This window comes from Candidatus Pelagibacter sp. IMCC9063 (assembly GCF_000195085.1).
Lineage (GTDB): Bacteria > Pseudomonadota > Alphaproteobacteria > Pelagibacterales > Pelagibacteraceae > IMCC9063.
The window spans coordinates 1,189,156-1,213,831 of sequence record NC_015380.1 but is presented as its reverse complement, the minus strand read 5'-3'; the positions used below and the strand labels follow the sequence as shown (position 1 = coordinate 1,213,831).

Here is a 24,676-nt window from a genome sequence, read left to right as displayed (position 1 = left end):
ATGAAAAATAATAATAAATTAAAATTTGCAGCGATAGTCTTTTCAATACTTACGTTTTCTTCATCAATACAAGCAAAGATAAACGTAGTAGCTTCAATTAAACCAATTCATTCACTTGTAGCTTCAGTAATGGATGGAGTGGGAGAGCCCAGCTTAATAGTTGATGGTAATGCTTCCCCACACACTTTTCAGCTTAAACCCTCACATGCAAAATTATTACAAAATGCAGATATAATTTTTTGGATAGATAAAGATTTGGAAAATTTTTTAGTAAAACCACTAAGTTCAATTGCTAAAAAATCGAAAAAAATATCTTTAATGGAAATAAATAGTATCAAAAAATTGAAATTTAGAGAAAAAAATATTTTCGTTGAAAAACATGACGATCACAAAGGTCATAAAGAACATGACGATCACAAAGGTCATAAAGAACATGACGATCACAAAGGTCATAAAGAACATGACGATCACAAAGGTCATAAAGAACATGACGATCACAAAGGTCATAAAGAACATGACGATCACAAAGGTCATAAAGAACATGACGATCACAAAGGTCATAAAGAACATGACGATCACAAAGGTCATAAAGAACATGACGATCACAAAGGTCATAAAGAACATGACGATCACAAAGGTCATAAAGAACATGCTCATGGAGAATTTGACATTCATATTTGGTTAGACCCTGAAAATGCAAAGACTATGTCTATGGAAATTGCGAAAGAGTTATCAAAAATTGATCCAAAAAATAAATTAATTTATGAAAGTAATGCAAAAAAAGTATCTTTTAAAATTAATAAAATAATGAAAGAAATTAAAAAAGAAATAAACAAAGATGCGGCTTTTGTAGTATTTCATGATGCTTACCAATATTTTGAAAAAAGATTTAATATTGATGCTGTGGGCGCTTTAACTGTAAATCCTGAGGTTTTGCCAGGAGCTAAACAGCTAACTGAAATAAGAAAAGAAATTAAGCATGAAAAAGTAAAATGTTTATTTTCAGAACCTCAGTTTAATCCTAGCATTGCTAAAGCTATTGCGAAAGATACAGGTGTGAAAATTGCAGTTTTAGATCCATTGGGAGCTAAACTTAATGCCTCTAAAGATTTGTATTTTCAGCTTATTAAAAATATCGCTCTTTCTTTTAAAAATTGTTAACTAGTAAATAAAAAGATTGTTAACTAATAAATAAAAAAGATTCTTATATGACGGATTTTAATAATAAAAAAATTCTTATAAAATTAGTTAAAGCTGGAATTTGTAAAGATAACAAGTGGCTAGTAAGGGATGTTAGTTTTGAAATTCACAGAGGCAAGATATTAACTTTGATAGGTCCAAATGGATCAGGAAAAACTACAACAGCTAAAATCGTATTAGGAATTCACAAAAACATAGAAGGTGAGGTCACGTCATTTGCAAAGAATATTGGCTATGTACCCCAAAAGATTAATATCGATTGGACTTTGCCCATTCGGGTAAAAGATTTTATGATCCTTACACAAGAATTGACTGATGAAGATATTGATCAAGCTTTAAAATTAACCGAAGTAACACATCTTAAGAATAGAAATTTAAGAAGTCTTTCTGGTGGAGAATTTCAACGAGTATTGTTAGCTCGAGCAATTGGTAAAAAACCTGACTTATTAATTTTAGATGAGCCAGTTCAGGGAGTAGACTTTGCAGGTGAAGTTGCTTTGTATGAAGTTATCAAAAAGATATCTGATAGGTTGCAATGTGGAATACTTTTAATTTCTCATGACTTACATGTGGTTATGTCTGCTACGGATTACGTAGTTTGTCTTAATGGCCATATTTGCTGTTCTGGAACACCCAATGACGTTGCCCAAAATAAAAATTATCAAGAATTATTTGGTGAACAGGCTTCAAAAATATTATCTGTTTACGAACACCGACATGACCATGCCCATTCTTCGGATGGGGTATTGTTAAAAAAAAAACTATAACCCTTAATGATTGATGATTTTTTTATAAGGGCTTTAATTGCAGGTGTTGGGATAGCGCTTGTTACAGGGCCCTTGGGTTGCTTTGTTATTTGGAGGCGATTGTCTTTTTTTGGAGATACCCTTTCCCATGCAGCTTTATTGGGTGTTACTTTTTCAATTTCTTTCGACATAAATATTTCCTTATCTGTGTTTATTGTTTCATCTATAGTTGCAATAATCCTAATAAGGTTGCAAAAAAATACCAATTTAGCCGGAGATGCTTTGTTGGGACTTTTGGCTCATTCGTCTTTAGCGATTGGATTGGTTGTTCTAGGTTTTCTATCTTTTATAAGATTTGATATTATGGGGTTATTGTTTGGTGATATACTTTCAGTAACATTGAGTGATTTACTTATTATATGGATAGGTGGTGCAGTAATAATTCTAATTTTATCATTAATTTGGAAACCTTTATTTGCATCTACTGTTAATTATGAAATAGCAGAAGCTGAAGGATTAAGCCCTGAAAAATATAATATTTTATTTACAATATTAATGGCAGCCATAATTGCAATTTCAATTAAAATGGTAGGTTTGTTATTGATAACTGGCATGATGATTATTCCTGCTGCAGCTGCAAGAAATCTTTCAAACAGTCCTAAGCAAATGGTTATAATATCAATAATATTTGGATTGTTGTCAGTCTTAATAGGTCTCTATGCATCACTTGAGATAAATACTCCCTCCGGTCCTTCAATAATCACTACATCGTTGTTATTTTTTATACTTTCCTTATTTAGATTAAAAAAATGATGACTTTTAAAGTAGTTTTAAATATTGTTATTAGAAAGATTAAAAACATGCAGCGAAACAATTATTAAACCCAGATTTACATTTATAAAATAAGGCTTCCTAAAAAATACTATCAAATTTGGTATACCTTAGTCTTAGCTTTTGGATTAAGTATGGTTATGACCTTAGTAATTACTGCGATCAATACGGGAATTAACAATGGTTATATTGGTAGATTTCTCTCTGCTTGGAAATTTAGTTTTCCGGTAGCGATCGTAGCAGGTTCTATAGTGGCACCATTGGCCAAAAAAATAGTAGATAAGATTATTTTTAAATAACTACTGAATCGTTGTTTTTCTCATATTATCTCTAGATAAACTCAAAAAAATTAAAATAAAATAAGTTTAAAAAATCTATTTAAGCGTTTAATTGAACAATATTATAACTTGTGAGCAATAAATAATTTAAAAACTAAGTAAAAAAATAATTATATTACACCTTTTAGTTGAATCACGGTTACATTGACATGACATGCATGTTAAAACCTAACAAAATCAATCAATATTCAATGGAAGGAATACAGTGAAAACACTAAAATCAATAATTTATCTGTCTTTGTTTGTTTTGGCAGCATGTTCTGGCCAAGACAATAAGGAAGTTAAGATGGCTAAGGCTAACTGGGATACAGGATATTTCCAGGCTGAAGTTTATAAAATGGCCTTAGAAGAGCTAGGTTATAAAGTTACAGAACCAAAGGCTATCAAGCCCTCTATCTTTTATGTGGCAGCTGCCCAAGGGGATTTAGACTTGTGGGTCAATGGATGGTTTGGAACCCACGATACGTATCTAGCTGAAACTAAGGGAAAAGTTAAAAAAGTTGGCTATGTTATGAAAAAGGGTGGTCTTCAAGGATATTTGGTAGACAAAAAAACGGCTGACCGTCTTAACATCAAAAGCGTTCTAGATATTAAGAAACATGCAAAACAATTTGATGCCAACAATGATGGCAAAGCAGATATGGTTGCGTGTCCTCCAGGATGGGGATGTGAAAAGCAAATTACGAAGCATTTTGCAGAACTTAAATTGGGAGAATTCATCAATCCTATTCAAGCAGAATACTCTGCTTCGATGGCTGATGCTTTAGCGAGATATAAAAATGGAAAATCAGTTCTATTTTATACTTGGACTCCTAACTGGACTGTTGGTGCATTTAAACTTGGTACGGATGTAGTTTGGATTGAAGTTCCTTACTCAAAAACAAAAGTTACAGAAGTGGCTAATGCAACAAAACCTTCTATTAATTTAGGTTTTGGTGCGGATGATATTCGTCCAGCTGCAAACGTGGCATTTTTGAAAAAAAATCCAAAAGTGGAAAAGCTATTAAAAGTAGCGTCTATTCCTTTAACTGATATCGCAGCACAAAATATGCAGATGAATAAAGGTGAAAAAAGTGAGAGACAAGTAAAAGATCATGCCAAAGCATGGGTTAAAATAAATCAAAAAACATTTGATAGCTGGATTGCAGCTGCAAAATAGTTAATTGAACATTTTTAATCCATCGACGTACGCTTACATTCCATTATCGGAATGGGTAGAAAAATACTTCAAAGAGTGGTTGTTTGATCAACGACCACTCTTTAAGAAGTTATCTGTTCCCATCGATAGTGTTTTAAATAGTTTGGATTATTTTTTTAATTTAGTTCCTTTACCTATCGTTATTTTTTTCTTTGCTTATTTTGCTTTTAGAACCAATGGAATTAAATTTTCCATTTTTACTTTTTGCAGTTTAATTTTTATTGATCTAGTTGATGTCTGGGAAGAAACCATGACAACCATGGCCATGATTATTACAGCTGTTTTATTTTGTTCTGTGATTGGAATTCCTATTGGTATTGCCGCATCTAGAAGTAATTTATTTGAAAAAATATTAAGGCCGATCTTGGATGTGATGCAGACTATACCTAGTTTTGTTTATTTAATTCCTGTGGTGATGTTATTTGGAATTGGAATTACTCCAGGAGTAATTGCTATTATTATTTTCTCGATTGCACCTGTGATCCGTCTGACTAATTTAGGATTAAGACAGGTAGAAAAAAGATTTAAAGATGCAGCAAGAGCCTTAGGCTGTAATAAGTGGCAAGTACTTTACAAAATTGAACTACCGTTAGCGCTAAAAACTATTATGGCAGGGGTAAATCAAACCCTTATGTTATCTTTATCTATGGCAGTGATTGCAGCTTTGATTGGAGCAGGTGGTTTAGGACTTACAGTTTATGTAGGTTTAGGAAGATTGGATATTGGTCAGGCTCTCGTTGGTGGAATAGGAATTGTTTTGATTGCTATTATTTTTGACCGTATTTCTCAAAAATTTATTTAGATCTTAATTTTCTTCGGTATTCCCAAGGATATTCAAAAGTCATGGACCACAAGCCTAGCTTGTTTTCTTGTGCATAGCGCTCGTCTTCGATAAATTTTTTAGAATACTTACGGTAGGCAAATGCATATCCATTTCGAACCAAATATTTAGATAAGCTTTCGTTATTTACAAAACATTCAGCAACAATTCTTTTATATCGATCAATCGTTTCTTTTTTGCAAACAACATGACGGTTATTAATTTTTTTGATTAAGGCATTTTTGGCTAACACACCACACATAATAGTTTTATTATCTTTACTGCAGATTTGTTTCATTTCAGGCGTATCTATTCCTGAGAAGCGATACTTGTTAAAACCAATATGAATAGTATCCCCATCAACTACATAAACTTTTTCTTGAGAAAAGGCGCTACTAGTAAATAGCAAGATACTTAAAAAAAGAAATTTACAAAAAGTCATAATTTGTCAAAACAATTTAATTAAAAGTAAAGTTCAACACTAAAATAACAGGTTAGTGACAAGCTTGATTGAATTTTTTTAGTCTCCAATAATTATAAGGCCAAGGAGTTACAAACCCAACCAATAACATAATCGGCACAACCCACCAAACGAGCATTGCGCCTCCGGTGAAAGCATAGTCGGTTATATTCATGGCAATTTCCATACTAACCATAGAAATAAAACTCATCCCACAAGCAGTTTTTAAAGCTCTAGAAAAAGAAAATTTCTGCCTTATTAAAATATAAGTCTCTAGCATGATGCTAGTCAGCAAACCGTTTATAATAGCTAAAATCATAATACCTAAAGTAGGAAAAGAAATTTGGCTTAGTTGAAAAAATAAAATAGTTCCAAAATCTCCAATCGAACAACCAATCACGCACCACATGGTATTGTTAGCGCTTCTTTTCCAAGTATGTTTGCAGCCCCAATGAAAGGAAGTGTTGGTGGTATCCATATTTATTAGTTTGGAGAGCTTATTTGCATTTGACGTTGGTATATTTCGTCATTCCAAGTAGATTTTATATAAGCAAGAATATGATCAATATTTTGATCTGTTAGCTTATCTCCAAAGCCTAGCATCTTACCTTTGTAATCTTTAATTGTTTTAGTATACCCATATTTAATTACATTGTGCAGCATAGAATCTGGGTGATGCCAAGTGTGTGCAGTTCCATTTAAAGGAGGAGCTAGTCGCTGACCATCTTCATCTAATTTCATATTCCAACCTTTAGCACCTGACAAGTTAACTTGATGGCAAGAAGCACAATTCTGATTGTATAGAAATTTTCCTTGTTCTACTGCTGCCTTAGAATCTCTGGAAATAGGAAAATGATGATTAGCTGGAGAGTTATTTTGGAAAAGCATTACAAGTAATATAGTGAGCAGAACTTTCTTCATAGAAAGATTGACTATACTCATTTTAAGAGGAAATTGAATATGAATTATGAATATAGCTTTTATTTAATTTGAGCATATAAGCAGAAATATGCTGAAGCAATTCAAAAAACAATCTTTAGAAACACAAGGGATTATATTTATGATCTTGTCCCAATTTTTTTTTGCTGCCAACGATGGTTTTGTTAAATATGTTCTTTTAATTCATAATAATGATATCTCTTTTTTAGGTCAGATAGTTTTTATTCGTGGAGTATTTGCAACGTTGTTTATTGGCTTGATTTTGTTTGTAAAAAAACAATTAGAGTTAAAAAGAATGCTTACATCAAAACATCTTCTTACTAGAGGGCTGATAGAAGCTGTTTGTGGAATATTTTTTTTTCTTGGTCTAGCATCCCTACCTTTTGCAGATTTGTATGTATTGTTGAATCTAGCACCAATTTTAATCACAGCATCAGGTGCTATTTTATTAAAAGAAGTAGTAGGCTGGAGAAGATGGAGTGCTGTCATTTTAGGATTTGTGGGAGTACTGGTTGTAGTGAACCCAGGAGAATTAGAATTTGGCTATGCCTTTGCTTTTCCACTCATAGCAGCGATTTTAATTACTTATAGAGACACGTACACCAGAACCTTCCAAGATAAGTTTGATAGTATTCAAATTGCTTTTGTCACTTGTTTTGTAGTGTGTATTTGCTACGGAATTTATATGCTGTTTCATTTAAAGCCTATTCTTTTAAATGAATTAATCTTGATTTTAATTTCAGCTATTCTACTTTCCTGTGCTTATATTTGTTCTGTTGCTACGGTTAAGATTGCGTCCATCTCTTCCACCTCCACTTTTAGATATACCGTGATTATCTGGGGTTTGTTATTTGGATATTTATTTTTTCAAGAAATTCCCTCGTACCATATGATAGCAGGAGCTTCTATTGTGATAGCAAGTGGTCTGTTTATTATTTACCGACAGAAAAAAATTGGAATTATTAATTAGTGACCTGGAAAATCAATTAATTTAAACGTCTTATAGCCCCGAGCAAGCAATTTGTTATTTCCTGGCAAATCAAATAAATCAATTAAAAATAAAAAAGCAGATACTTTAGCTTTGCATTTTTCTACTATTTTTGCGGAAGCAAGTGCGGTACCCCCAGTTGCAATTAAGTCATCTACAATAATCACTTTATCATTTTTGTTGAGAGAATTTTTATGAACTTCGATAATACCTGTTCCATATTCAAGTTTGAATTTTTGAGAGATAGTAGCTCCTGGTAATTTGTTTTTTTTTCTTAATAAAACTAAAGGTTTTTTGTTTAGATAAGCAAGAGTTGCGGCAAACACAAACCCTCTTGCTTCAATAGCGGCAATTTTAGTATGAGGTATTTTTTTTGAAATGGCGTGCATTTTTTTAATAACATAGCTAAATGCCTTGGGGTCTTCGAGCAAGGTAGTTATGTCTCTAAATAAAATTCCTTTTTTAGGATAGTTAGGAATAGATCTGATATATTTTTTTAAATTCATATTTTAAATTATTACTATATTATTCAAGTATTATGAAAAGATTATTTGTAGCGGCACTAAAAGAAGAGGTTCCAAATTTAGATTTTTTTCATTTTACCGGAGTGGGAAAAATTAATGCAACCCATGCCATTACACAGCTAATTTTAAAACATAAGCCTGAAGAAATTGTTAATTTTGGCAGTGTCGGCTCTCTCAACAAGGAAATAAAAGGCTTGATTGAAGTTACTAAATTTTATCAAAGAGATATGGATGTGAGAGGATTAATGAATTTAAAGTTAGGAGAAACTCCTTTTGATTCTATTCATGAGATCATCACCAATGACGCTGGATGCTCATGTGGAACAGGAGATAGCTTTGTCCAAGGTAAAATTGAAATGAATGTAGATGTGGTAGACATGGAAGCGTATGCTCTAGCTAAAATTTGCAAGCTTCACAATGTTCGTTTTAAGTGTTTTAAATTTATATCAGACAATGCAGATGAAAATGCCAGCAATGATTGGTTAGAAAATTGCAAAAAAGGTTCTCAACTTTTTCTAGAAAAGGCTAAAAATTTTTCTTGGGTTAAGTAGTTGATTTTTTTTCTCACTTCTATATAAAAAATTTTCAATTAAAAGGGGCAAGATATGGTTAAAGTAGGAGATCACGTTACTCTAGATTTTCTAGGAGTTAAGAAGGAATATAGCCCTGAGTTTTACGAGAATGTTATTAATAAAATTGCCAAAGCTGCGAAAGTTGGCATTGTAAATATTTCTAAATACGAATTTAGCCCCCAAGGTCTTACTATGATTGCCCTATTAAAAGAGAGTCATATGAGCTTTCATACCTTTCCTGAAAATGGGATTGTTAGTTTTGATTTTTTTACCTGCGGTAAAGTTAGTCCCATGGTTGCTCATGATATTCTAAAGCAAGAAATTGAGCACACAAGTGTAGTTAAAAAGGAATTTCCGCGAGACACTATTCATCCCTATCATGATATTTATAGTTCAGAAGGTCATCAAAAAAGTTACATGGTGGAAGAGTTTATTAAAAGCTTCAAATCAGAACAGGGTCAATTTATTGAAATTTTAAAGCTAAAAGAATTTGGGAACGCACTATTTATCGACAATGAAATCCAAGTGGCTGAAAGTGATGAGATTTTATATTCTTCTACCTTTGTAAATTCTTCACTAGCCTTATCTGCAAACAATGGTTCTGCAGCTATTATAGGTGGTGGTGATGGAGGAGTGGCGAGAGAATGTATTAAAAATGGTTTTAACTTTGTTGATTGGTTTGAATTAGACCGAGAAGTGGTAGAGGCTTGCCAAAAGTATCTTCCAGAAGTCTTTAAGAATATAAACAAAAGTAACAACGTTAATTGTATCTGGGGAGATGCCTTTAAAAATATTATTAATTGTGAAGATCAAAAATATGACCATTTGTTCATAGATCTAAATGACGATCCTTACTGCATTAACCTAGCGGAAAAAAATATAGATAACGTCAAAAGAATTGTTAAAAAAGATGGTGTAATTACAGTGCAAGTGGGTTCTAAAAATAAAAAACCAAAACAAGTAGATGAGTGGATTAGCACTTTAGAAAAAAACTTTGGAAACTCAAAAATTTCAGAAGTGTATATTCCAAGTTTTGATTGTAATTGGAATTTTGTAAGTTCTATTAACAGATAATCTTATATGAAATTTAATGTTGCTTGCTTGCAGTTAACCTGTGGCAGTGATGTTGATCAAAATACCCAAAGTATCTTAAATTTTTCCAATCAAGCAATTCAAGCGAAAGCAGACTTTATTGTCACTCCTGAAAATTCATCTATTTTTTCCTCCAATTCAAAAGAACTTTTATCCAAGTCAGAAGGATATGAAAATAATTCTTTCATAAAAACGATCCAAGTTTTTTGCAAAGAAAAGAAAAAGTGGTTCTTGATTGGAGGAATGCCTATTAAAATTTCTTCGACCAAGTTAGCTAATCGATCATTACTAATTAATTCAAAAGGAGAAATTGTTACGTTTTATGATAAAATACATATGTTTGATGTAGTCTTATCTAAAGTAGAAAAATACGAAGAGTCTAAAAAGTTTCTAGCCGGAAAAGATTTGGTCCATGCAGAACTTCCTTGGGGCAAGTTAGGTTTAAGTATTTGTTATGACGTTCGCTTTCCAAAAATGTATAGAAAATTGGCCAAACTTGGTTGCGATTATTTAAGTGTTCCAGCAGCCTTTACCAAAACGACAGGAGAGAAGCATTGGCATAGCTTGTTAAAAGCAAGATCCATTGAAAACTTTTCCTATGTATTTGCTCCAGCACAAGTGGGAACTCATCCAAACCAAAGAGAAACGTACGGACATTCTCTTATCATTTCTCCAGATGGAGCTATTTTGGCAGAAAAAAAAACAGGAACTGGTTTTGTAATAGCTGAAATTGATAGTGAGCTTCCTACAAAACTAAGAGCACGCATCCCAAGTTTAAATTTAGATTAATAAGCTTTATAGCTTTTAACTTCTGAAATAGTAGAGTTGGTGAGGCGGTTAATTTCTGCTTTGATCTTAGCTCGATTATCATTTTCAATATAAACGCTTCTGGCCAATTGAACAAAACTGTCACCGAAATTTTTTTGTCGCTCACATTCTCTTTTTCTCTCTTCTATATCCCATAGTTTAAGATTAATGGTTTTGAGCTTAGTGATTTGTTCTTGTAATTCTGGACTAGGCGTTAGAGAGGTTTGGTAGGTGCTATGCAAACTATTTAATTCTTTATTAATAATAACCTGCTTTTCAGGGTCGGGAATCTTAACTTTTTTAATTTCTAAAATAGTTATTTTGTCCATTAATTCGCCTGCAGAAATTTCCGAAAGTATTTTATTTGTGGTATTCATAAGTTTATTAGTTATTTTATTACTAGTTTATGTCAAATATTTTAATCATCAAACACGGTTCTCTGGGAGATATAGTTCAAATCTCAGGTATTTTAAAAGATATTAGAAATCATTTTTCTGCTAGTTCCATTTCTATTCTTACCTCTAAACCATACCAATCTTTGTTTGAGCAATGTCCATATGTGGATCATGTATTGTTAGATGAGAGAAAGGCTAGATGGAATTTTTTTTATCTTTACGAGCTTATGTCTAAAATTGTTAAACAACAATTTTCTCAAGTGATTGATTTGCAAAATTCTTCACGTACAGAATTTTACCGAAAGTATTTGTTTAATGTTCAACAATGGTCTTCCTCATATACTATTTTACAACCAGGGGAGACCAAAGAAGCATTTGATCAAGATGGAGTATTGAAACGGTTTCAAGTTCAGTTGCAACGTAGTTCGATTTCTACAGAACATACTCTAACACCAGATTTTTCATGGGCAGTAGATAAAAATTTTTCCAACTTACCTTCTAAACCGTATATATTTTTATCTCCTTTTTCTTCTTCTAAATTACCTCATAAAAGATGGCCACATTACCAGGAGCTTATTCAGATTATAAAAAATAAAAGACCAGATATAAGTATGGTAGTAGCACCCGGTCCTGGAGAAATAGAATTATGCAAAGAGTTGAGTACAACTGTATTGCTAGATGGAGATCGTCCTACTAACTTTTCTCAACTAGCAAGTATTATTCAGCATGCGGACGTTGTCATTGCTAATGACACAGGACCTGCTCATATAGCTGCTCATCTAGGATGCAAAGGGGTAGTTTTATTCGGAGCCCACACTTCTCCGCAAAAAGTAAGTATTGAAACGAAAAATTTTAAAGCAATTATGTCAGAGAATCTAGAAGACCTCACTGCCTCATCCGTATGGGACAATGTGCAGCCTTTATTAAAAAGCTAACTTGTAAAAGCCCAATAAAAAAAGAGGTATTTGCAAACCGAAGTTAGTTATGATCGCTTTGTCTTTGTTTAAGATCCCAGAAATAGTCCAGCCTACGACCCCCAACCCATGAAAAAAAATATTGAGAGGATAGATGTTAAGATTTGTGAGTAAAATTCCTGTTAATACCAGTGCGGTACTAATCCATTTTAAATACTGTTTTAAAAACGTCATAGGGTCTCCTTTAGGTTTAGATTAATTGTAAATATTTTTTAATTTGATTGTTCCAGTAAAATTCCTTGGAATATTCTTTTGCGGCCTGTCCCATTTCTAAATGTTTATCGTTTTTAAGCATTTTCTGTAAGCAATTGTAAATAGCATCATGATCTGTTCCGTCGCAAAGTAAACCTGTTTGATTGTTCTTAATAATATCAGCAGCCCCACCAACTAACCCACCTATGCTGGGAGTTTTAAAGCAAGAAGCTTCTAAAAAAGAAATACCAAATCCTTCTACAGAAGCTTTATCTTCAATAGAGGGCATTAAAAATATATCCGCAGCTTCCAATAAAGCATTCTTTAATTCTTCTCTTACATCTCCTAAGAAAATTACATTAGTCTCTAAATCCATATGACTAGTGATGGAACGTAGATCTTCTTCCTGTTCACCTTCTCCTACAATTAAGTATAAAAAATTAGGATGGATCGCTTGTAAATTTTTTAAAGACAAAATAACTGAATGAAGTCCTTTTCTTCGCTCCAGTCTAGTCACGCTAATCAACTTAGGACTCGTGTTACCAAACAATTCCAAGGCCTGTGCTTTTGCATCTGAATCTGTTTTTAGAGGAGCGGTAATTCCAGGATTAATTACTTTAATTTTATTAGAAGGAACTCCTTTTTCTATAGCAAGATTTTTTGTGAATTGAGAATTGGCAATAATGTATTTTGTTTTTTTTAAACTATTAAGCATTCTTGTATGGCGTAAGCTTCGTAGCGGTTGGTTGATATCTTTTCCGTGAATTAAGCATAGGGTGGGTATTTTTTTACATAGATTTTCAGATACTTTTTCAATACTTTTCCAGTGGTCTGCAATTAATGCTCGTATATCTTTTTGTTCACTGCAAAATATTTCTACTTGATTTTTTTTTCTATATTTTTGAAGAAATTTAAAACCTTTAATACGTTCTATTCTATAGATTTGCTGATTATCAAAATCAGAATCTCCATCAGCAGAGTCAGCAAACACTTGAACCTTTCCATGCCTAGTAAGATTGTGAGCCAGATCACCTAGTAGCGTCTGCATTCCACCGACTTCTGGAGGAAAACTTCTAGTGGTTATGACAAACATATTATTTCCATTTTATACTACAGCCCATACTAGCAAACTGTTTTTTAGGCCCTTGTCCATTGCTAGCAATTAATTTCATTGCTGACAATAATTCACTTTCACCTTCCATAACAGGGGTTAAATGATTGAGTCTTCTTATTCTACCTCGATATTGAAGTTGCCCTTTGTTATTATAGCCAAAAAAATCAGGGGTACAGACTGCACCAAATTTTTTTGCTATCTCTTGAGTTTCATCTAGCAGGTAAGGAAAAGAAAAATGATTTTTTTTTGAAAACAATTTCATATTATCAAAGCTATCCTCAGATTCATACTCAGTATCATTTGGCATGATGGCAACGGTATGAATACCAAGACCCTTAATCGTATTGCTAATGGTTACAGCTTCTTTCATGATTGCTTGGACATAAGGACAGTGATTACAAATAAACATAATCAATGTTCCTCCCGGACCTTGAATATCCTTTAAGCTTACAGTGATTTCTTTCGTAGATAGCAAGGAAAATTCTTGGATAGGCTCGTTAAAATTACAAATAGGAGTTTCGATTAAGGACATAATACTAAGAACATTTTATTTACTTAATACTACAAACTTTGCTATGAATGAACCATGATTTATTCCTTAGGAAGCGTAAAGGTTAAAAGAGAGGGTAGGGTTTGGATTGCCCCCACAGCAATTGTAACTGGAGATGTTGTTTTAAAAAATGATGTTAATATTTGGTACGGAGCAGTATTGCGAGGAGATATTGAAACGATTTCCATTGATGAAGGAACTAACATTCAAGACAACAGTGTTTTACATACAGACAAAGATTGCAAATTAATAATCGGCAAAAGAATTACCGTAGGCCACTCTGTCATTTTACATGGATGTAGTATTGAAGATGATTCTTTAATTGGAATGGGTGCTACTATTTTAAATGGAGCTCATATTGGTAAAAATTCTATCATTGGTGCGAACTCTTTAATTACTGAAGGAAAAAAAATACCTGAACGATCTTTAGTAATGGGCTCTCCTGGAAAAGTAATTCGTGAAGTAACAGATGAAGAGATCAAAGCTATTCATGAGAATGCACAAAGATATATTCAGAATTCCAAAAGATACGAATCGGAAGCGACTGAACAAAAAGATTAATTAAAAAATTTTCTTATAAATTTTATTATATTTCATTTGCAGCGCTTTTTCCTGCAATTCTTCCAAAAACTTGTCCAGAAACTAAACCAGCTCCTCCTGGATAGTTGTAATGAAATAGCCCACCCACCATTTCACCACATGTAAACAATCCTGGAATAGGTCTCCAATCCGTCCCAATTACTTGAGCATCAGAATTTATTTTTAAACCTCCAAAAGTAAAAGTAATACCGCCAGTTGTAGGGTAGGCTTCATAAGGAGGCTCATCAATTTTTGTTGCCCAGTTACTTTTTGGTAGGCTTAAATCAACAGTCGACAAGCCGTCTTTGCATGTAGGATCAAAATTATTAGCAGATTGTGCGCACAAGTTATATTCTTTGATAGTTTTTAGAGCTTGAGCTTTATCATCAATATCCATTCCTTCAACAAGCTCATCAATAGTGTCAGCAACAATAGGCTCTCCAGTTTTATATCTTGGTTCTAGATGTTGAACAGTTTTTTGATCAAAAATTTGATACGCTTTGCCACCTGGTTGTTTTAATATTTCAGCTCCAAACTTTGCATATGTGTAAAGTTTTGTATCTTCTCCCTCATCAACAAATCTCAATCCTTTTCTATTGATCATAATTCCAAAGGAATAGGACAATCTATTGGACTGATCTCCTCTTTCACGATCTGCAAAGTCTGGCCAATCAGCATCAATTGGTGTTGAATGTCTGCCAGTCCACTGACCGCAAGGCATAGCCCCTATAGATAGGGCCATTCGCAAACCATCTCCTTGATTAAATGAAGTTCCTCTAACTTTCGCTTGGTCCCAAGGCTCACCTAAGTACTGAGCTCTCATTTGTGAATTCGCTTCAAATCCACCGCATCCTAATACTACTGCCTTTGCATATAATTTTTTTAATCCATCTTTTTCTTTGGATAAAACTCCAATCACTTTCCCTTTATCGTTTTGTAATAATTCCAAAGCTCCTGAGCCATATCTTATTTCTATTCCAGCATTTTTAGATGCTTCAAACCAGGAAGCTGACAAACCTTTACCTTCATGTTTTGCTCGTATTACTACGCCTCCAGGAAAAGTCCATTGACCATTAACTAACACTCCGCAAACAGAGCAGGCAGGTTCACATTCAATTTTAGCTTTTTCTACAGCCCATTTAACTGTGTCGTAAGAATTATCTATTAATATATTTGCTAGTTCTGGATCAGACCTGCCTTGCGTTACTCTTAACAAATCCTCTTTATATCTTTTTTTGGTATAAGGTTGAATGCCGTCATAAAAATTAAGAAATTTATTTTCCACACCAGGTAAAAATGGCTTAAGCATTCTAGAATCATCAAAAGCAATTCTTAAAATTCCACCAGACCAATGAGTGTTTCCACCTCTCATCTCTTCGTGTGCTTTTTCTAAAATTACAACTTTATCAGCACCACTTTCTTTTGCTGATAAAGCAGCAGCTTGCGCTGCATTACCTGCTCCAACAATTATTACATCGTATTTAGACATATTAATTAATTTATATCTAAATTTTTCTTAAAGTTTCAACAACTTTTAGTTGAACTGTTGATTTTTAATTAGAGAACAAACCTTTAGGATTCAATCATTTTATGCAGTATGTTGAAAAAAATATAATTACTTTATGAAAAAAATTTCAACAATTATTTTATTTTTATTTATTGCTAATTGCGCAAGCATAACTGGATCAAGTGTTCAGCCTGTATCAGTTACAGCCAAAGATATAAAGGGAAACTCCTTAGAAGGAGCGAAGTGTACATTATTGAATGATAAAGGAGCATGGGAAGCTAAAACTCCACAGTTTGTAAATATTTCAAGATCATCTAAAGATTTGTCAGTTGAATGTAAAAAAGATGGTCACCCAAGCGGATTGTTGAAGGCAATTTCTAGAGCGGGCGGAGATATGTGGGGCAATGTTATTTTTGGAGGTGGGATTGGAGCTATCATAGATCACAATAAGGGAACTGGGTATGCCTATCCAGATCAGTTAGTGGTTATTATGGGCAAGACAGTTACCTTGGATAAAAAAGGAACTTCATCCACTAAGTAAAAAAAAATTTATTGATTTCTAATCAGGGGATAAACCTTAGGGTTTAAATATTTTAAATTGGTTAGCATAATAAGAATTAAGGTAACTAGTCCAATTGAACCACCAAGATAAAACAGCACTTTCAAATCAAACAACCAAACTAAATTAAAAATAGTTTGAATGACAAACTTAGATCCAACCGTTGCGAAGAATACAGCAATTAATATCACTGATGAAAAGATAATTACAAACTCAATAATAGAAGACATCACGACCTCTCTTTTAGAAAAACCTAAAATTTTAAAGACTAAATTTTGAAACTCTTTTACTTTCCCCTGAACCATAATGGCGCTAGAGATTACGATAAGACCAATAATAATAGTAATGGCTGAGATAAGAATAACAGCAATAAATATTTTATTTAATATATCGGTAACTTTGGTTAAGTAGTCAGCAATTTTAATCATAGAAAGACTAGGCAGCACTTCTAGCATTTTTGCCTCATTAAATTGCTTAGGGTCTTTAAATTTTGCAGTTGCCAGGTATTCATGGGGTATGTTTTTTGCAAATTGAGGGTTAAATAGCATAGCAAAATTAATACTGAGGTCTCGATATTCTACATCTCTAAAGTTAACAATGGTGCCTTCGATTTCTCTTCCATAAATATTAAGAGTGAAGATATCCCCTAGTTTTATTTCAAAATCTTTCCCAACTTTTGCGTCTAAAGAAATTTGTAATTGATCCGGCTTATTAAGGTCCCACCAGTTTCCTTCCACAATTGGATTATCTATAGGAGGTTCATCAACCCAAGAGGAACGGCGCTCTCTGCCGATCACCCAAGAACTATCGTTATCAGCGGTAATATAAGATGCAGGATCTACTCCATTAATTTTAGAAATTCCAGAAGAAATAATAGGAACTACTTCCAAATGAACATTGGGATCCATGGCAACAATAGCTTTTGTAAATTTATTTTCTTCACCATTCTGAATTCCTAGAAAAAAATAATCAGGTGCAATATCAGGAATAGATTTACCAATTTCTCTTTTAAAATTAGTACCCACCAAAGCCAAAGTTAAAAGCAAAGTTACCCCTAACCCCAAAGACATAATAGTGATGGGCGTAATGCTTTTGGTTTGGGTAATATTCTTAATGGATACCTTTAAAGAGATATTAGAAGTATTTTTTAATGTTTTTAATAAATAAACAATAAGTTTTGATAATAAGAAAAAAACTATTAAACAAACAAAGAAAGCTGCAAAGTAACCCAAACTGTAAATAGGTCTTGCCGAACCTAAGGTGAATAAAAGAATGAGCAGTCCTAATAAACATAAACTAACCGCAATAGATGTTTTGGTATAAAAAAACTGCAAATTTTGAAATACGTTTCTAAATAAGTTAGAAGCTTTAACTTGGTCGATAGCATTAATAGTAGGGATCGAAAAAATAACTAACACCAAAAGACCCACTAAAAATATTTTAAAAAAATTAATAAAAGAAAAAATAGGTTTAATGTTAAGCCCTAGATTGGAAGATAGATAACCATCTGCAAGAGGAACCAATAAGAAGCTTAATCCATAAGCAAAAATACTAATGACACTTAATAAAATAAATAATTGTAAATAATAAATTGCCTTAATGCTGAAAGAATTAAAGCCAAGGGCTTTTCTTACAGCAATGGACATGTTGTTTTGATTAATAAAAGAGAGCAGGGTATTAGCAATTCCAATTCCAGCAATTAGCATCGCACTAATAGAAACTAAAGACAGGAACTGAGAAAAATTGTTAATCACTCTTTTTAATCCGCTCGCTGAATTTTCTGGATAGCGTAAGCTTACTTTTTTGTCCTCTTCAAATAGTTTTTGAATTCTAGTTCTTAATGCTTGAGTGTTTGCCCCTTCTGGAAACCGCACTTTATATTCATGATTTAAAAAGCTTCCTAAATTATTTAATTGTAGGAGTTCTAGAGTTTGTTTGCCTGCTAAGGCAAAATCACCAAAGGTAACAAATCCACTAACATCAGGAACCGATTTAATCACACCTACTACGCTAAAAAGCTGATCTTGAACTTTGATCTTGTCATTCACTTTTAACTGTAATGTTTTGTAAATATTTTCATTTACTAAAATGGTATTTTGTTCTTGGTGAATTCTTTGTAAAGCTCCTTGAGGCTCATACATAACCTCTCCATATAAAGGATAAAGCTCATCTACAGTTTTAATTATAGTAAATAGAGATTGATTATTTTCTTTATTGTTAGTTGAAAGCATTGTGGTGAATTCGACCATCTGCGAGATGGTGGCAAATTCCTTTACTTTGTTTACTAAAGTTAGATTGCCTGGAATTCTATTATAATCAATTTCAAGATCCCCTCCGAGTAGAGCTCTAGAATTATCATTCAGTTCTTTTTTTAAACTCTGTTCAATAGTCAAGATAGAGCTCAAGACGAACAAGCTAATAAAAAGGGTAATAACAATGCTAGAAATTTTTTTATAATTTCTGCCCAAATCTCTTAGAGCATATGTAACAATTAAGCCTAGCTCGGTGGATTTAAGCAATGTTCCCATCTTTGATTTTGATTTTTCTTTTTGCTCGGTTGGCCAGTTTGGGATCATGGGTCACCATGATTAAAGAAGAGCCTTCTTCTTTGACATATTTAAATAAAATATCTGCAATCATCGCTGAGTTGTCACTATCTAAGTTTCCGGTAGGCTCATCTGCTAAAATCAATTCTGGTTTCATGGCAATGGCACGTGCAATAGCAACTCGTTGTTGCTCTCCTCCTGATAATTGACTGGGTAGATTGTTCAAACGATGCTTTAGACCAAAACGATCTAACAATTCTTTCGCTCGTTCATTGGGGTTGGTGAATTTATTTAATTCTAAAGTGAGAGCAACATTTTCTACAGCAGTATAATTTGGAATTAAATAAAAAGACTGAAAAATGATTCCTATATGTTTTCTTCTAATTTCTGAGACCTCATCTTCATTTAATTTCGTAATTTCCTGATCTTGAAAAAAGATCTTACCTGAGGTGACTTTCTCCAATCCTGCAATCAGCATGATGAGACTAGTTTTTCCAGAGCCGCTTTCGCCTACAATAGAGATGGTTTCTTTGGTTTTAGTTTCAAAGTTAATGTTTTGTAAAACTTTTATGACTTCTTTGCCTGTTTGGTATTTAAGATTGATCTTTTTTAATTTAAGAAGAGTAGACATGAATAAAAGTTTAATTATTAAAATTATTGTACTGTGTCTAGTGAGCATAACCGCCTCAGCACAAGATAAAGTAGTGCTTGTAGGAGATAGTTTGATGGCGGGATACGGTTTGCCAAAAGAACAGCAATTATCAATGGTCCTTGAAAAGAATCTTCAAAAAAAAGGTTATAATATCAAAATTATTAATGGCAGTGTTTCTGGAAGCACCTCTTCGGGTGGACTGAATAGAGTTAAATGGACTTTAGAAGAACCTAATATTGATTTATTGATTTTAGGATTGGGTGCCAATGATATGTTACGAGGTATTGACCCTCAAGAAACAAAAAAAAATTTAGATAATATTATTCAAATTGCACAAGGCAAAAATATTAAAATAATCTTGGCCGGAATGCTGGCTCCTACCACTCATGGAATAGGCTATAAAAAAAACTTTGATCGAATTTATCCTTCTTTAGCCACTCAATATAAATTGCCTCTTATTCCTTTCTTATTAGAAGGAGTTGCAATGAAACCTGAGCTTAATCAAAGCGATGGTATTCATCCAAACAGGGAAGGTACCGTCGTTATGAGCGTAACCTTAGAAAAAAGTATTATTAGATTTATTAAGAAAAAATACTAGTACACATTCTATTAAATATTTTATATATTTTTTGTATATGAAAATTTATTTTTGCTTTATTTTTTGTTTATTTTTTAGCTTTGAGGCCTTTCCGAAAACTATAGAGTCTATTCACTTTAAAAGCCCTGACAAAAAATATCCTGGAAAAGATGATGTCGTGGCAGAATTATATTTACCAAAAAATACAACTGAGAAATTACCAGTTATCATAACTCAGCACGGCAGCTCAAGAGACACACATAAGTTTAAAAGAAGCAAAGGTAAATCAGATGAGTATTCTAAAAGAATAATAAAAAGAGGATTAAAGGAAGGTTATGCAGTCGTAGCTATAGATGCGTTTTACAAAAAAAATATAAAACCAACTGACAAAAAAAAATTCCCCCAGGGCACTGACTACGCTATAGCATTAAAAAAAATTTTAGCTAAAGATAGCAGATTAGATGCTAATAATTTTTTTTACACAGGATTTAGTTGGGGCGCTGAAAAAACCTTAGGTTACTTTCATCCCAAGAGTTACAAAAATGATCCATACCCTTTTAAAGCAATTGTTGCAGCTGAACCAGGTTGTAATGCTGTCATAGAACCAACAAAAGTAAATTTTGCTACTTTAATTTTAAAAGGTGAAGAAAGTCATTACTACTATCAAGCATGCGAAACATACACCAACATGATTAAGCAGACAGGAAGTAAGGTTGAATATATTCTTATGCCTAAGGTAAATCATTTTTTTAGTACTAAGGGGAAAATTGGAAAAGGTGTTGCATTTAATGGGTGCTCTAAAGATATTGCAATCTTTGGAATAGATAGAAAGGTTAGATGGTTTAGCGGTGCCCAAACTAGTAGAAAAGAAGTTATTAAAAAATGTATGACGAAAGAATCTGGTTCGGGTAGAAATAGAAAAAAATTAAATGAAGCAATTAATTATGCGTTTATTTTTTTTAACAAGTACAAAAATTAATTCAAATAGCTCAAAAGTAAGCGATACTTTAGATTGTGCCAACTACATCAAAATAAAAAATAGGTAAGCAAAGTAGCTAGATAGCATTAGCGTTCCCGTCACACGACCAATAGGAACGCGAAAGAATACTAATCCAGCAAACAGTATAGATGCAACTGTCATTTCAATAATTCCTTTATTCGCCATAGCTTCTGTGATGGGAATAGGTTGAACTAAAATAGTAATTCCCAAAATTCCCAAAATATTAAAAATATTACTTCCTAATATGTTTCCAATAATGATGTCGTTTTGTTTTTTAATAGAAGCAAGTATAGCAGTAGTTAATTCTGGAAGAGAAGTTCCTATAGCCACCACTGTTAAACCAATGACTGCCTCTGAAATATTAAAAGATCTGGCTATCGTCACTGCAGAGTTAATTAATAAATGCCCGCCCGCAATTAACAAAGCTATTCCCACTAAGCAGTAACACGCAATCTTAATTCCAGACTTTTCTTTCTTTGCTTGTTCATGTTGTTGATTTTTATCAGCCACATCTGATCGGTAAGAAAAAAAAACATACAAAGACAAGGCAATCAAAAAGGCAATACCGACCATGCCATTTAACAAATCTAAAGTTTTAACTACAATGAGAGCTAAGGTGCACAGCAACATTACCATCACATCTTTAGTGGCACTTTTTTCACTAGTAAAGATGGGACTTAAGATAGCAGCAATAGCTATAACTAATAAAATATTGGCAGTGTTACTTCCTATGATATTTCCCAACGCAATATCAGGGTAACCAGTTAGAACCGCCTCTAAAGATACAGTTAATTCTGGTAAGCTAGTTCCAAAGCCAATCACTAAAGCACTGACTAATAGTTTGGATAACTTTAATTTATGAGCTAAAGCCAAGGTCCCTCGTAAGGTACTTTCTCCCCCTACATATAAAAGACCAAACCCAAGTAAAAAAAATATAACTGCATTTATCATAGTGTTAAAAAAAAGCTTTAAAGCAAAAATAGCTTATAAGCATCTATTTTTTTATACCTTTACTGACCTAATAACTTCAATGATTTTATGCGCAAATAATAACGTGAACGTATATTTGTAAAAAAAATTAATTTTTAAATACTTACTCGTGCTCACCGCCGGGATCGCCTTTGGGTAGTTCTACTTTTTTACCTGCAATCCATAAGTTTTGCCTAGATCTAGTCGGAGTATGATATTGCGAATGTATTCTAAATTCCTTCGCATTGTGAAATTGTTTAAAGGTGTAGTAAGCAGCAAAAATAACTAATAAATGCGATATAAGAGTAATCACCCAGCCTGTTACAAAAAACACATTAGTAAAAACCCACAAACTAAAGGCTGTAGACCACACACCACTCAACACAATTAATAGCTGTAATCGTACTGTTTTTGGAAGAGCTCTCAAATCATTTTGAGTATCATCAAATAAAATGTTCGCTGCATCTGTTAACATTTGAGATATTTTTTTTATCATGAATCAATTGTATATATGAATTTTCTGTAATTGTTAAAAAAATTTTGGAAAAAAGTTAGCTTAAAAAAATTATACTAGATACGCCCACAGCAGCTGCAGCAACAAACCCTGCAATTATCGGCTTAAATCCTACCTGTTTAAATTTATTTATTTTTATTTTTAGCCCCAAAGCGATCATGGAAATTAAAATCATGTATTTTGAAATATACTTAATTATTATTATGAAATTTTTCCATTCTTCTTGATAATGAGTATTTGCGATAAAGATATCGCCTGCTGTTCTAAATAAAGAAATCAAAATAAAGCCTAAAACAAAAAAAGGAAAAAACTTTAAAACAGAATTCGAGCCATTTTTGTTTTTTTTGTTTTCATAGAAATAGGTAAGCAATGGTATTAAAATAATTAAAAAAGAGTTTCTCAATAATTTTGTAGTCATAGAAGCTTCTAAAGCAACAGGACTAGAAAACGTTTCTTGATAAATAAGACCAGCAGCACTTACTTGTGCTGTATCGTGAATGGCTGCTCCTAAAAAAATTCCTGCATTTATATCATTTCCACCAAAAATGTATTGAGCCATATGAGGGTAAACTAAAACTGCAATTAAACCAAAAATAGTTACAACACCAATTGCATAACCAGTATCAGTTTGGTTTGATCTAATAATAGTGGAAGTTGCAGCAATAGCCGTCACCCCACAAATACTAGTTCCCATCGTTATTAAAATAATTAAATTTTTTGAAATTTTAAAAACTTTTCCTAGTAACAGAAGAATAAAAAAAACTAAAAGAATATTTATAACAATTAACAACAGAGAGCTTAATCCATACCTAAAGAGCTCGTGAATACTCAATCCAATTCCTAGCAAAGCAATTCCAACCTTTAATATGTTAGTTAAAACAAAATTTATTAATTGATTGGTATATTTCGAAACAGAAATAACATTACCCACCAATAGACCAATCACTATGCAGAAAAATGCGGGTGAGATTATGTAGTTTTTTAATAGGAAAGCATTGCTTAGAATAACTGATGTGAACAAGGTAATTACAAATAAAGATGTGCCTTTGGCGTATTTCATAATTATTAAAGTAAAAAGGATTTAGAATTTTCTGTCTTTGTGATCCATTCTTTAGGAATGGATTTAATTCCTTTAAAAGCAGCAAAGTACGCACCCACAAAATTAGCTCTAGAACAATTGCATCCACCCGCTTTAATTGTCTTCAGCACTGCGCTTTTGTAATTTTTTGAAGTAATAATAGCATGAAGTGCACCACAGAAAGTTCCTGGATAGCTGCAGGCCATTCCCATTTTTTTGACCACCATATTGTGCGGTTTTTTTTTAAGAGCTTTCACTTCTTTAATTTTGACAATTACTCCTTTGAAATAAGATTTGTTTTTATTTTGCTTAAGAAAAGCATCTACCGGGTTTTTTAAGCCTTTATCTGCCAAATCAATGATCATCAGTTTAGCCAAAGCATACTCCATACTAAGTTTGGTATTTGCAACCGCACTCACTACGCGCTTTATATTTTTAAATGATTGATAATATAAGAAATAGGGAAGTACTGCACAGTAACCATCGGACTCATTTACTTTAATTCCACCTGTAATTTTTTTCTTCTTTTTAACATTTTTAATAGTTTCCATAATATTTTGATGGATCCATGGGCCTTTAATCTTGCTTCTCCATTTAATTTTTTTATATTTTTTTCGCAAAGTTAGGTTCTTCCAATACAAAGAACCTGGACCAAAGTTTTTTACTATATTTTTTTTAAAAACAGACAGTATGTCTTTTTCATTTTGATCTTCTTTCAAAGAGCGGAACATTACTTGTCCTACATCATTATATCCTGACACTTTGCCTGTTTTGATAGAATAAAATGGGCTCTTATTCTCCTTTAAAAAAGCAAAGTCTTTTTTTCCTTTAATATGTTTTTGTAGGGTTTTTTGGTCATAGATCCAATGCAAAGGCCTAGCGGCAGCATCTGCAACAGTTGCTCCTAAAAAAATATGAAATTTATCAAACATGAATTAACCTTACATGGTTTGTT

The 24,676-nt window shown here is 32.7% G+C and carries 30 protein-coding genes; 15 read left to right on the top strand and 15 right to left on the bottom strand.

What is annotated here, in order from left to right; genetic code table 11:
* The 6 genes from SAR11G3_RS06480 (at nt 1) to SAR11G3_RS06455 (ending at nt 5,115) form a co-directional block, all read left to right on the top strand.
* Nucleotides 1-1,161 carry a metal ABC transporter solute-binding protein, Zn/Mn family gene (locus tag SAR11G3_RS06480; RefSeq protein WP_013696008.1) on the top strand — a complete coding sequence of 387 codons (1,161 nt, stop codon included), beginning with the start codon at nt 1-3 and terminating at the stop codon, nt 1,159-1,161.
* Between the two features lie 47 nt (nt 1,162-1,208).
* Nucleotides 1,209-1,967 carry an ATP-binding cassette domain-containing protein gene (locus SAR11G3_RS06475; RefSeq protein WP_013696007.1) on the top strand — a complete coding sequence of 253 codons (759 nt, stop codon included), beginning with the start codon at nt 1,209-1,211 and terminating at the stop codon, nt 1,965-1,967.
* Nucleotides 1,968-1,973: 6 nt separating this feature from the next.
* Nucleotides 1,974-2,759, top strand: a complete 786-nt coding sequence (locus SAR11G3_RS06470; RefSeq protein ID WP_013696006.1) for a metal ABC transporter permease — start codon at nt 1,974-1,976, stop codon at nt 2,757-2,759.
* 158 nt (nt 2,760-2,917) lie between these two features.
* Nucleotides 2,918-3,076, top strand: coding sequence for a DUF2798 domain-containing protein (locus tag SAR11G3_RS07200; RefSeq protein ID WP_158304713.1), 159 nt, complete (start codon nt 2,918-2,920; stop codon nt 3,074-3,076).
* A 244-nt stretch (nt 3,077-3,320) separates the two neighbouring features.
* Nucleotides 3,321-4,274: a glycine betaine/L-proline ABC transporter substrate-binding protein ProX gene (gene proX, locus SAR11G3_RS06460; protein WP_013696004.1), complete on the top strand. Its 954-nt coding sequence runs from the start codon at nt 3,321-3,323 to the stop codon at nt 4,272-4,274.
* Between the two features lie 4 nt (nt 4,275-4,278).
* Nucleotides 4,279-5,115, top strand: coding sequence for an ABC transporter permease (locus tag SAR11G3_RS06455; RefSeq protein ID WP_013696003.1), 837 nt, complete (start codon nt 4,279-4,281; stop codon nt 5,113-5,115).
* Here the strand turns inward: SAR11G3_RS06455 and SAR11G3_RS06450 are convergent.
* From SAR11G3_RS06450 to SAR11G3_RS06440, 3 genes are all read right to left on the bottom strand, one after another.
* Complete coding sequence (locus tag SAR11G3_RS06450) at nt 5,108-5,575, bottom strand: thermonuclease family protein (protein ID WP_013696002.1); 468 nt, start codon at nt 5,573-5,575, stop codon at nt 5,108-5,110. The two genes, SAR11G3_RS06455 and SAR11G3_RS06450, sit on opposite strands and share 8 nt — an antisense overlap.
* Nucleotides 5,576-5,627: 52 nt before the next feature.
* Nucleotides 5,628-6,002, bottom strand: a complete 375-nt coding sequence (locus SAR11G3_RS06445) for a DUF4396 domain-containing protein (RefSeq protein WP_041862546.1) — start codon at nt 6,000-6,002, stop codon at nt 5,628-5,630.
* A gap of 74 nt (nt 6,003-6,076) precedes the next feature.
* On the bottom strand, nt 6,077-6,535 hold the full coding sequence (locus SAR11G3_RS06440) for a c-type cytochrome (protein ID WP_237697288.1): 459 nt from the start codon (nt 6,533-6,535) through the stop codon (nt 6,077-6,079).
* Nucleotides 6,536-6,602: 67 nt separating this feature from the next.
* Between SAR11G3_RS06440 and SAR11G3_RS06435 the strand changes: the two genes are divergently transcribed.
* Complete coding sequence (locus SAR11G3_RS06435; RefSeq protein ID WP_013695999.1) at nt 6,603-7,502, top strand: DMT family transporter; 900 nt, start codon at nt 6,603-6,605, stop codon at nt 7,500-7,502.
* On the opposite strand, the gene SAR11G3_RS06430 is transcribed toward SAR11G3_RS06435, so the two are convergent.
* Entirely contained in the window at nt 7,499-8,026 is a 528-nt protein-coding gene (locus SAR11G3_RS06430) for an adenine phosphoribosyltransferase (protein ID WP_013695998.1), read from the bottom strand. The genes SAR11G3_RS06435 and SAR11G3_RS06430 overlap by 4 nt on opposite strands.
* 32 nt (nt 8,027-8,058) lie before the next feature.
* Here SAR11G3_RS06430 and SAR11G3_RS06425 point away from each other — a divergent pair, with 32 nt between their 5' ends.
* Genes SAR11G3_RS06425 through SAR11G3_RS06415 form a run of 3 tightly spaced genes read left to right on the top strand, consistent with a single transcriptional unit; the run spans nt 8,059 to nt 10,497 of the window.
* Nucleotides 8,059-8,595 carry a phosphorylase family protein gene (locus tag SAR11G3_RS06425; RefSeq protein WP_013695997.1) on the top strand — a complete coding sequence of 179 codons (537 nt, stop codon included), beginning with the start codon at nt 8,059-8,061 and terminating at the stop codon, nt 8,593-8,595.
* A gap of 54 nt (nt 8,596-8,649) precedes the next feature.
* Nucleotides 8,650-9,690, top strand: a complete 1,041-nt coding sequence (gene speD / locus SAR11G3_RS06420; RefSeq protein WP_013695996.1) for an adenosylmethionine decarboxylase — start codon at nt 8,650-8,652, stop codon at nt 9,688-9,690.
* Nucleotides 9,691-9,696: 6 nt separating this feature from the next.
* Nucleotides 9,697-10,497: a carbon-nitrogen hydrolase family protein gene (locus tag SAR11G3_RS06415; RefSeq protein WP_013695995.1), complete on the top strand. Its 801-nt coding sequence runs from the start codon at nt 9,697-9,699 to the stop codon at nt 10,495-10,497.
* On the opposite strand, the gene SAR11G3_RS06410 is transcribed toward SAR11G3_RS06415, so the two are convergent.
* Nucleotides 10,494-10,892 carry a DUF6165 family protein gene (locus SAR11G3_RS06410; RefSeq protein ID WP_041862411.1) on the bottom strand — a complete coding sequence of 133 codons (399 nt, stop codon included), beginning with the start codon at nt 10,890-10,892 and terminating at the stop codon, nt 10,494-10,496. The genes SAR11G3_RS06415 and SAR11G3_RS06410 overlap by 4 nt on opposite strands.
* Before the next feature lie 29 nt (nt 10,893-10,921).
* Here SAR11G3_RS06410 and SAR11G3_RS06405 point away from each other — a divergent pair, with 29 nt between their 5' ends.
* Nucleotides 10,922-11,845, top strand: coding sequence for a glycosyltransferase family 9 protein (locus SAR11G3_RS06405; RefSeq protein ID WP_013695993.1), 924 nt, complete (start codon nt 10,922-10,924; stop codon nt 11,843-11,845).
* On the opposite strand, the gene SAR11G3_RS06400 is transcribed toward SAR11G3_RS06405, so the two are convergent.
* Genes SAR11G3_RS06400 through SAR11G3_RS06390 form a run of 3 tightly spaced genes read right to left on the bottom strand, consistent with a single transcriptional unit; the run spans nt 11,834 to nt 13,722 of the window.
* The gene (locus SAR11G3_RS06400; protein ID WP_013695992.1) at nt 11,834-12,058 is read right to left on the bottom strand and encodes a DUF6552 family protein; all 225 of its coding nucleotides are present in this window, start codon (nt 12,056-12,058) and stop codon (nt 11,834-11,836) included. The two genes, SAR11G3_RS06405 and SAR11G3_RS06400, sit on opposite strands and share 12 nt — an antisense overlap.
* Before the next feature lie 16 nt (nt 12,059-12,074).
* Entirely contained in the window at nt 12,075-13,169 is a 1,095-nt protein-coding gene (locus SAR11G3_RS06395) for a glycosyltransferase family 4 protein (RefSeq protein ID WP_013695991.1), read from the bottom strand.
* A 1-nt stretch (nt 13,170) separates the two neighbouring features.
* Nucleotides 13,171-13,722, bottom strand: a complete 552-nt coding sequence (locus SAR11G3_RS06390) for a thioredoxin family protein (protein ID WP_013695990.1) — start codon at nt 13,720-13,722, stop codon at nt 13,171-13,173.
* 54 nt (nt 13,723-13,776) lie between these two features.
* Between SAR11G3_RS06390 and SAR11G3_RS06385 the strand changes: the two genes are divergently transcribed.
* On the top strand, nt 13,777-14,301 hold the full coding sequence (locus SAR11G3_RS06385) for a gamma carbonic anhydrase family protein (RefSeq protein WP_013695989.1): 525 nt from the start codon (nt 13,777-13,779) through the stop codon (nt 14,299-14,301).
* Nucleotides 14,302-14,326: 25 nt separating this feature from the next.
* Here the strand turns inward: SAR11G3_RS06385 and tcuA are convergent, their stop codons facing one another.
* Nucleotides 14,327-15,808 carry an FAD-dependent tricarballylate dehydrogenase TcuA gene (gene tcuA, locus SAR11G3_RS06380; protein WP_013695988.1) on the bottom strand — a complete coding sequence of 494 codons (1,482 nt, stop codon included), beginning with the start codon at nt 15,806-15,808 and terminating at the stop codon, nt 14,327-14,329.
* Nucleotides 15,809-15,941: 133 nt separating this feature from the next.
* Here tcuA and SAR11G3_RS06375 point away from each other — a divergent pair, with 133 nt between their 5' ends.
* A complete protein-coding gene (locus SAR11G3_RS06375; protein ID WP_013695987.1) occupies nt 15,942-16,367 on the top strand; it encodes a hypothetical protein in 426 nt (141 codons plus the stop codon).
* An 8-nt stretch (nt 16,368-16,375) separates the two neighbouring features.
* Here SAR11G3_RS06375 and SAR11G3_RS06370 read toward each other — a convergent pair whose 3' ends face one another.
* On the bottom strand, nt 16,376-18,961 hold the full coding sequence (locus SAR11G3_RS06370) for an ABC transporter permease (protein WP_081456299.1): 2,586 nt from the start codon (nt 18,959-18,961) through the stop codon (nt 16,376-16,378).
* Nucleotides 18,897-19,562, bottom strand: a complete 666-nt coding sequence (locus tag SAR11G3_RS06365) for an ABC transporter ATP-binding protein (RefSeq protein WP_013695985.1) — start codon at nt 19,560-19,562, stop codon at nt 18,897-18,899. The genes SAR11G3_RS06370 and SAR11G3_RS06365 overlap by 65 nt, the downstream gene beginning before the upstream one ends.
* Here SAR11G3_RS06365 and SAR11G3_RS06360 point away from each other — a divergent pair.
* Together SAR11G3_RS06360 and SAR11G3_RS06355 are read left to right on the top strand one after the other, a co-directional pair.
* Nucleotides 19,561-20,181: an arylesterase gene (locus tag SAR11G3_RS06360; RefSeq protein ID WP_041862409.1), complete on the top strand. Its 621-nt coding sequence runs from the start codon at nt 19,561-19,563 to the stop codon at nt 20,179-20,181. The two genes, SAR11G3_RS06365 and SAR11G3_RS06360, sit on opposite strands and share 2 nt — an antisense overlap.
* A gap of 37 nt (nt 20,182-20,218) precedes the next feature.
* A complete protein-coding gene (locus SAR11G3_RS06355) occupies nt 20,219-21,139 on the top strand; it encodes a UBX domain (protein ID WP_013695983.1) in 921 nt (306 codons plus the stop codon).
* Between the two features lie 42 nt (nt 21,140-21,181).
* Here the strand turns inward: SAR11G3_RS06355 and SAR11G3_RS06350 are convergent, their stop codons facing one another.
* The 4 genes from SAR11G3_RS06350 to SAR11G3_RS06335 all read right to left on the bottom strand — a co-directional run bounded on the left by SAR11G3_RS06350 (nt 21,182) and on the right by SAR11G3_RS06335 (nt 24,653).
* Nucleotides 21,182-22,111, bottom strand: coding sequence for a calcium/sodium antiporter (locus tag SAR11G3_RS06350; RefSeq protein WP_013695981.1), 930 nt, complete (start codon nt 22,109-22,111; stop codon nt 21,182-21,184).
* Nucleotides 22,112-22,253: 142 nt separating this feature from the next.
* Nucleotides 22,254-22,625 (bottom strand): hypothetical protein, encoded by a 372-nt coding sequence (locus tag SAR11G3_RS06345; RefSeq protein WP_013695980.1) that lies wholly within the window; start codon nt 22,623-22,625, stop codon nt 22,254-22,256.
* 55 nt (nt 22,626-22,680) lie between these two features.
* Entirely contained in the window at nt 22,681-23,703 is a 1,023-nt protein-coding gene (locus SAR11G3_RS06340; RefSeq protein ID WP_013695979.1) for a YeiH family protein, read from the bottom strand.
* A gap of 5 nt (nt 23,704-23,708) precedes the next feature.
* Nucleotides 23,709-24,653 (bottom strand): ADP-ribosylglycohydrolase family protein, encoded by a 945-nt coding sequence (locus SAR11G3_RS06335; protein ID WP_013695978.1) that lies wholly within the window; start codon nt 24,651-24,653, stop codon nt 23,709-23,711.
* Between the last annotated feature and the right edge of the window lie 23 nt (nt 24,654-24,676).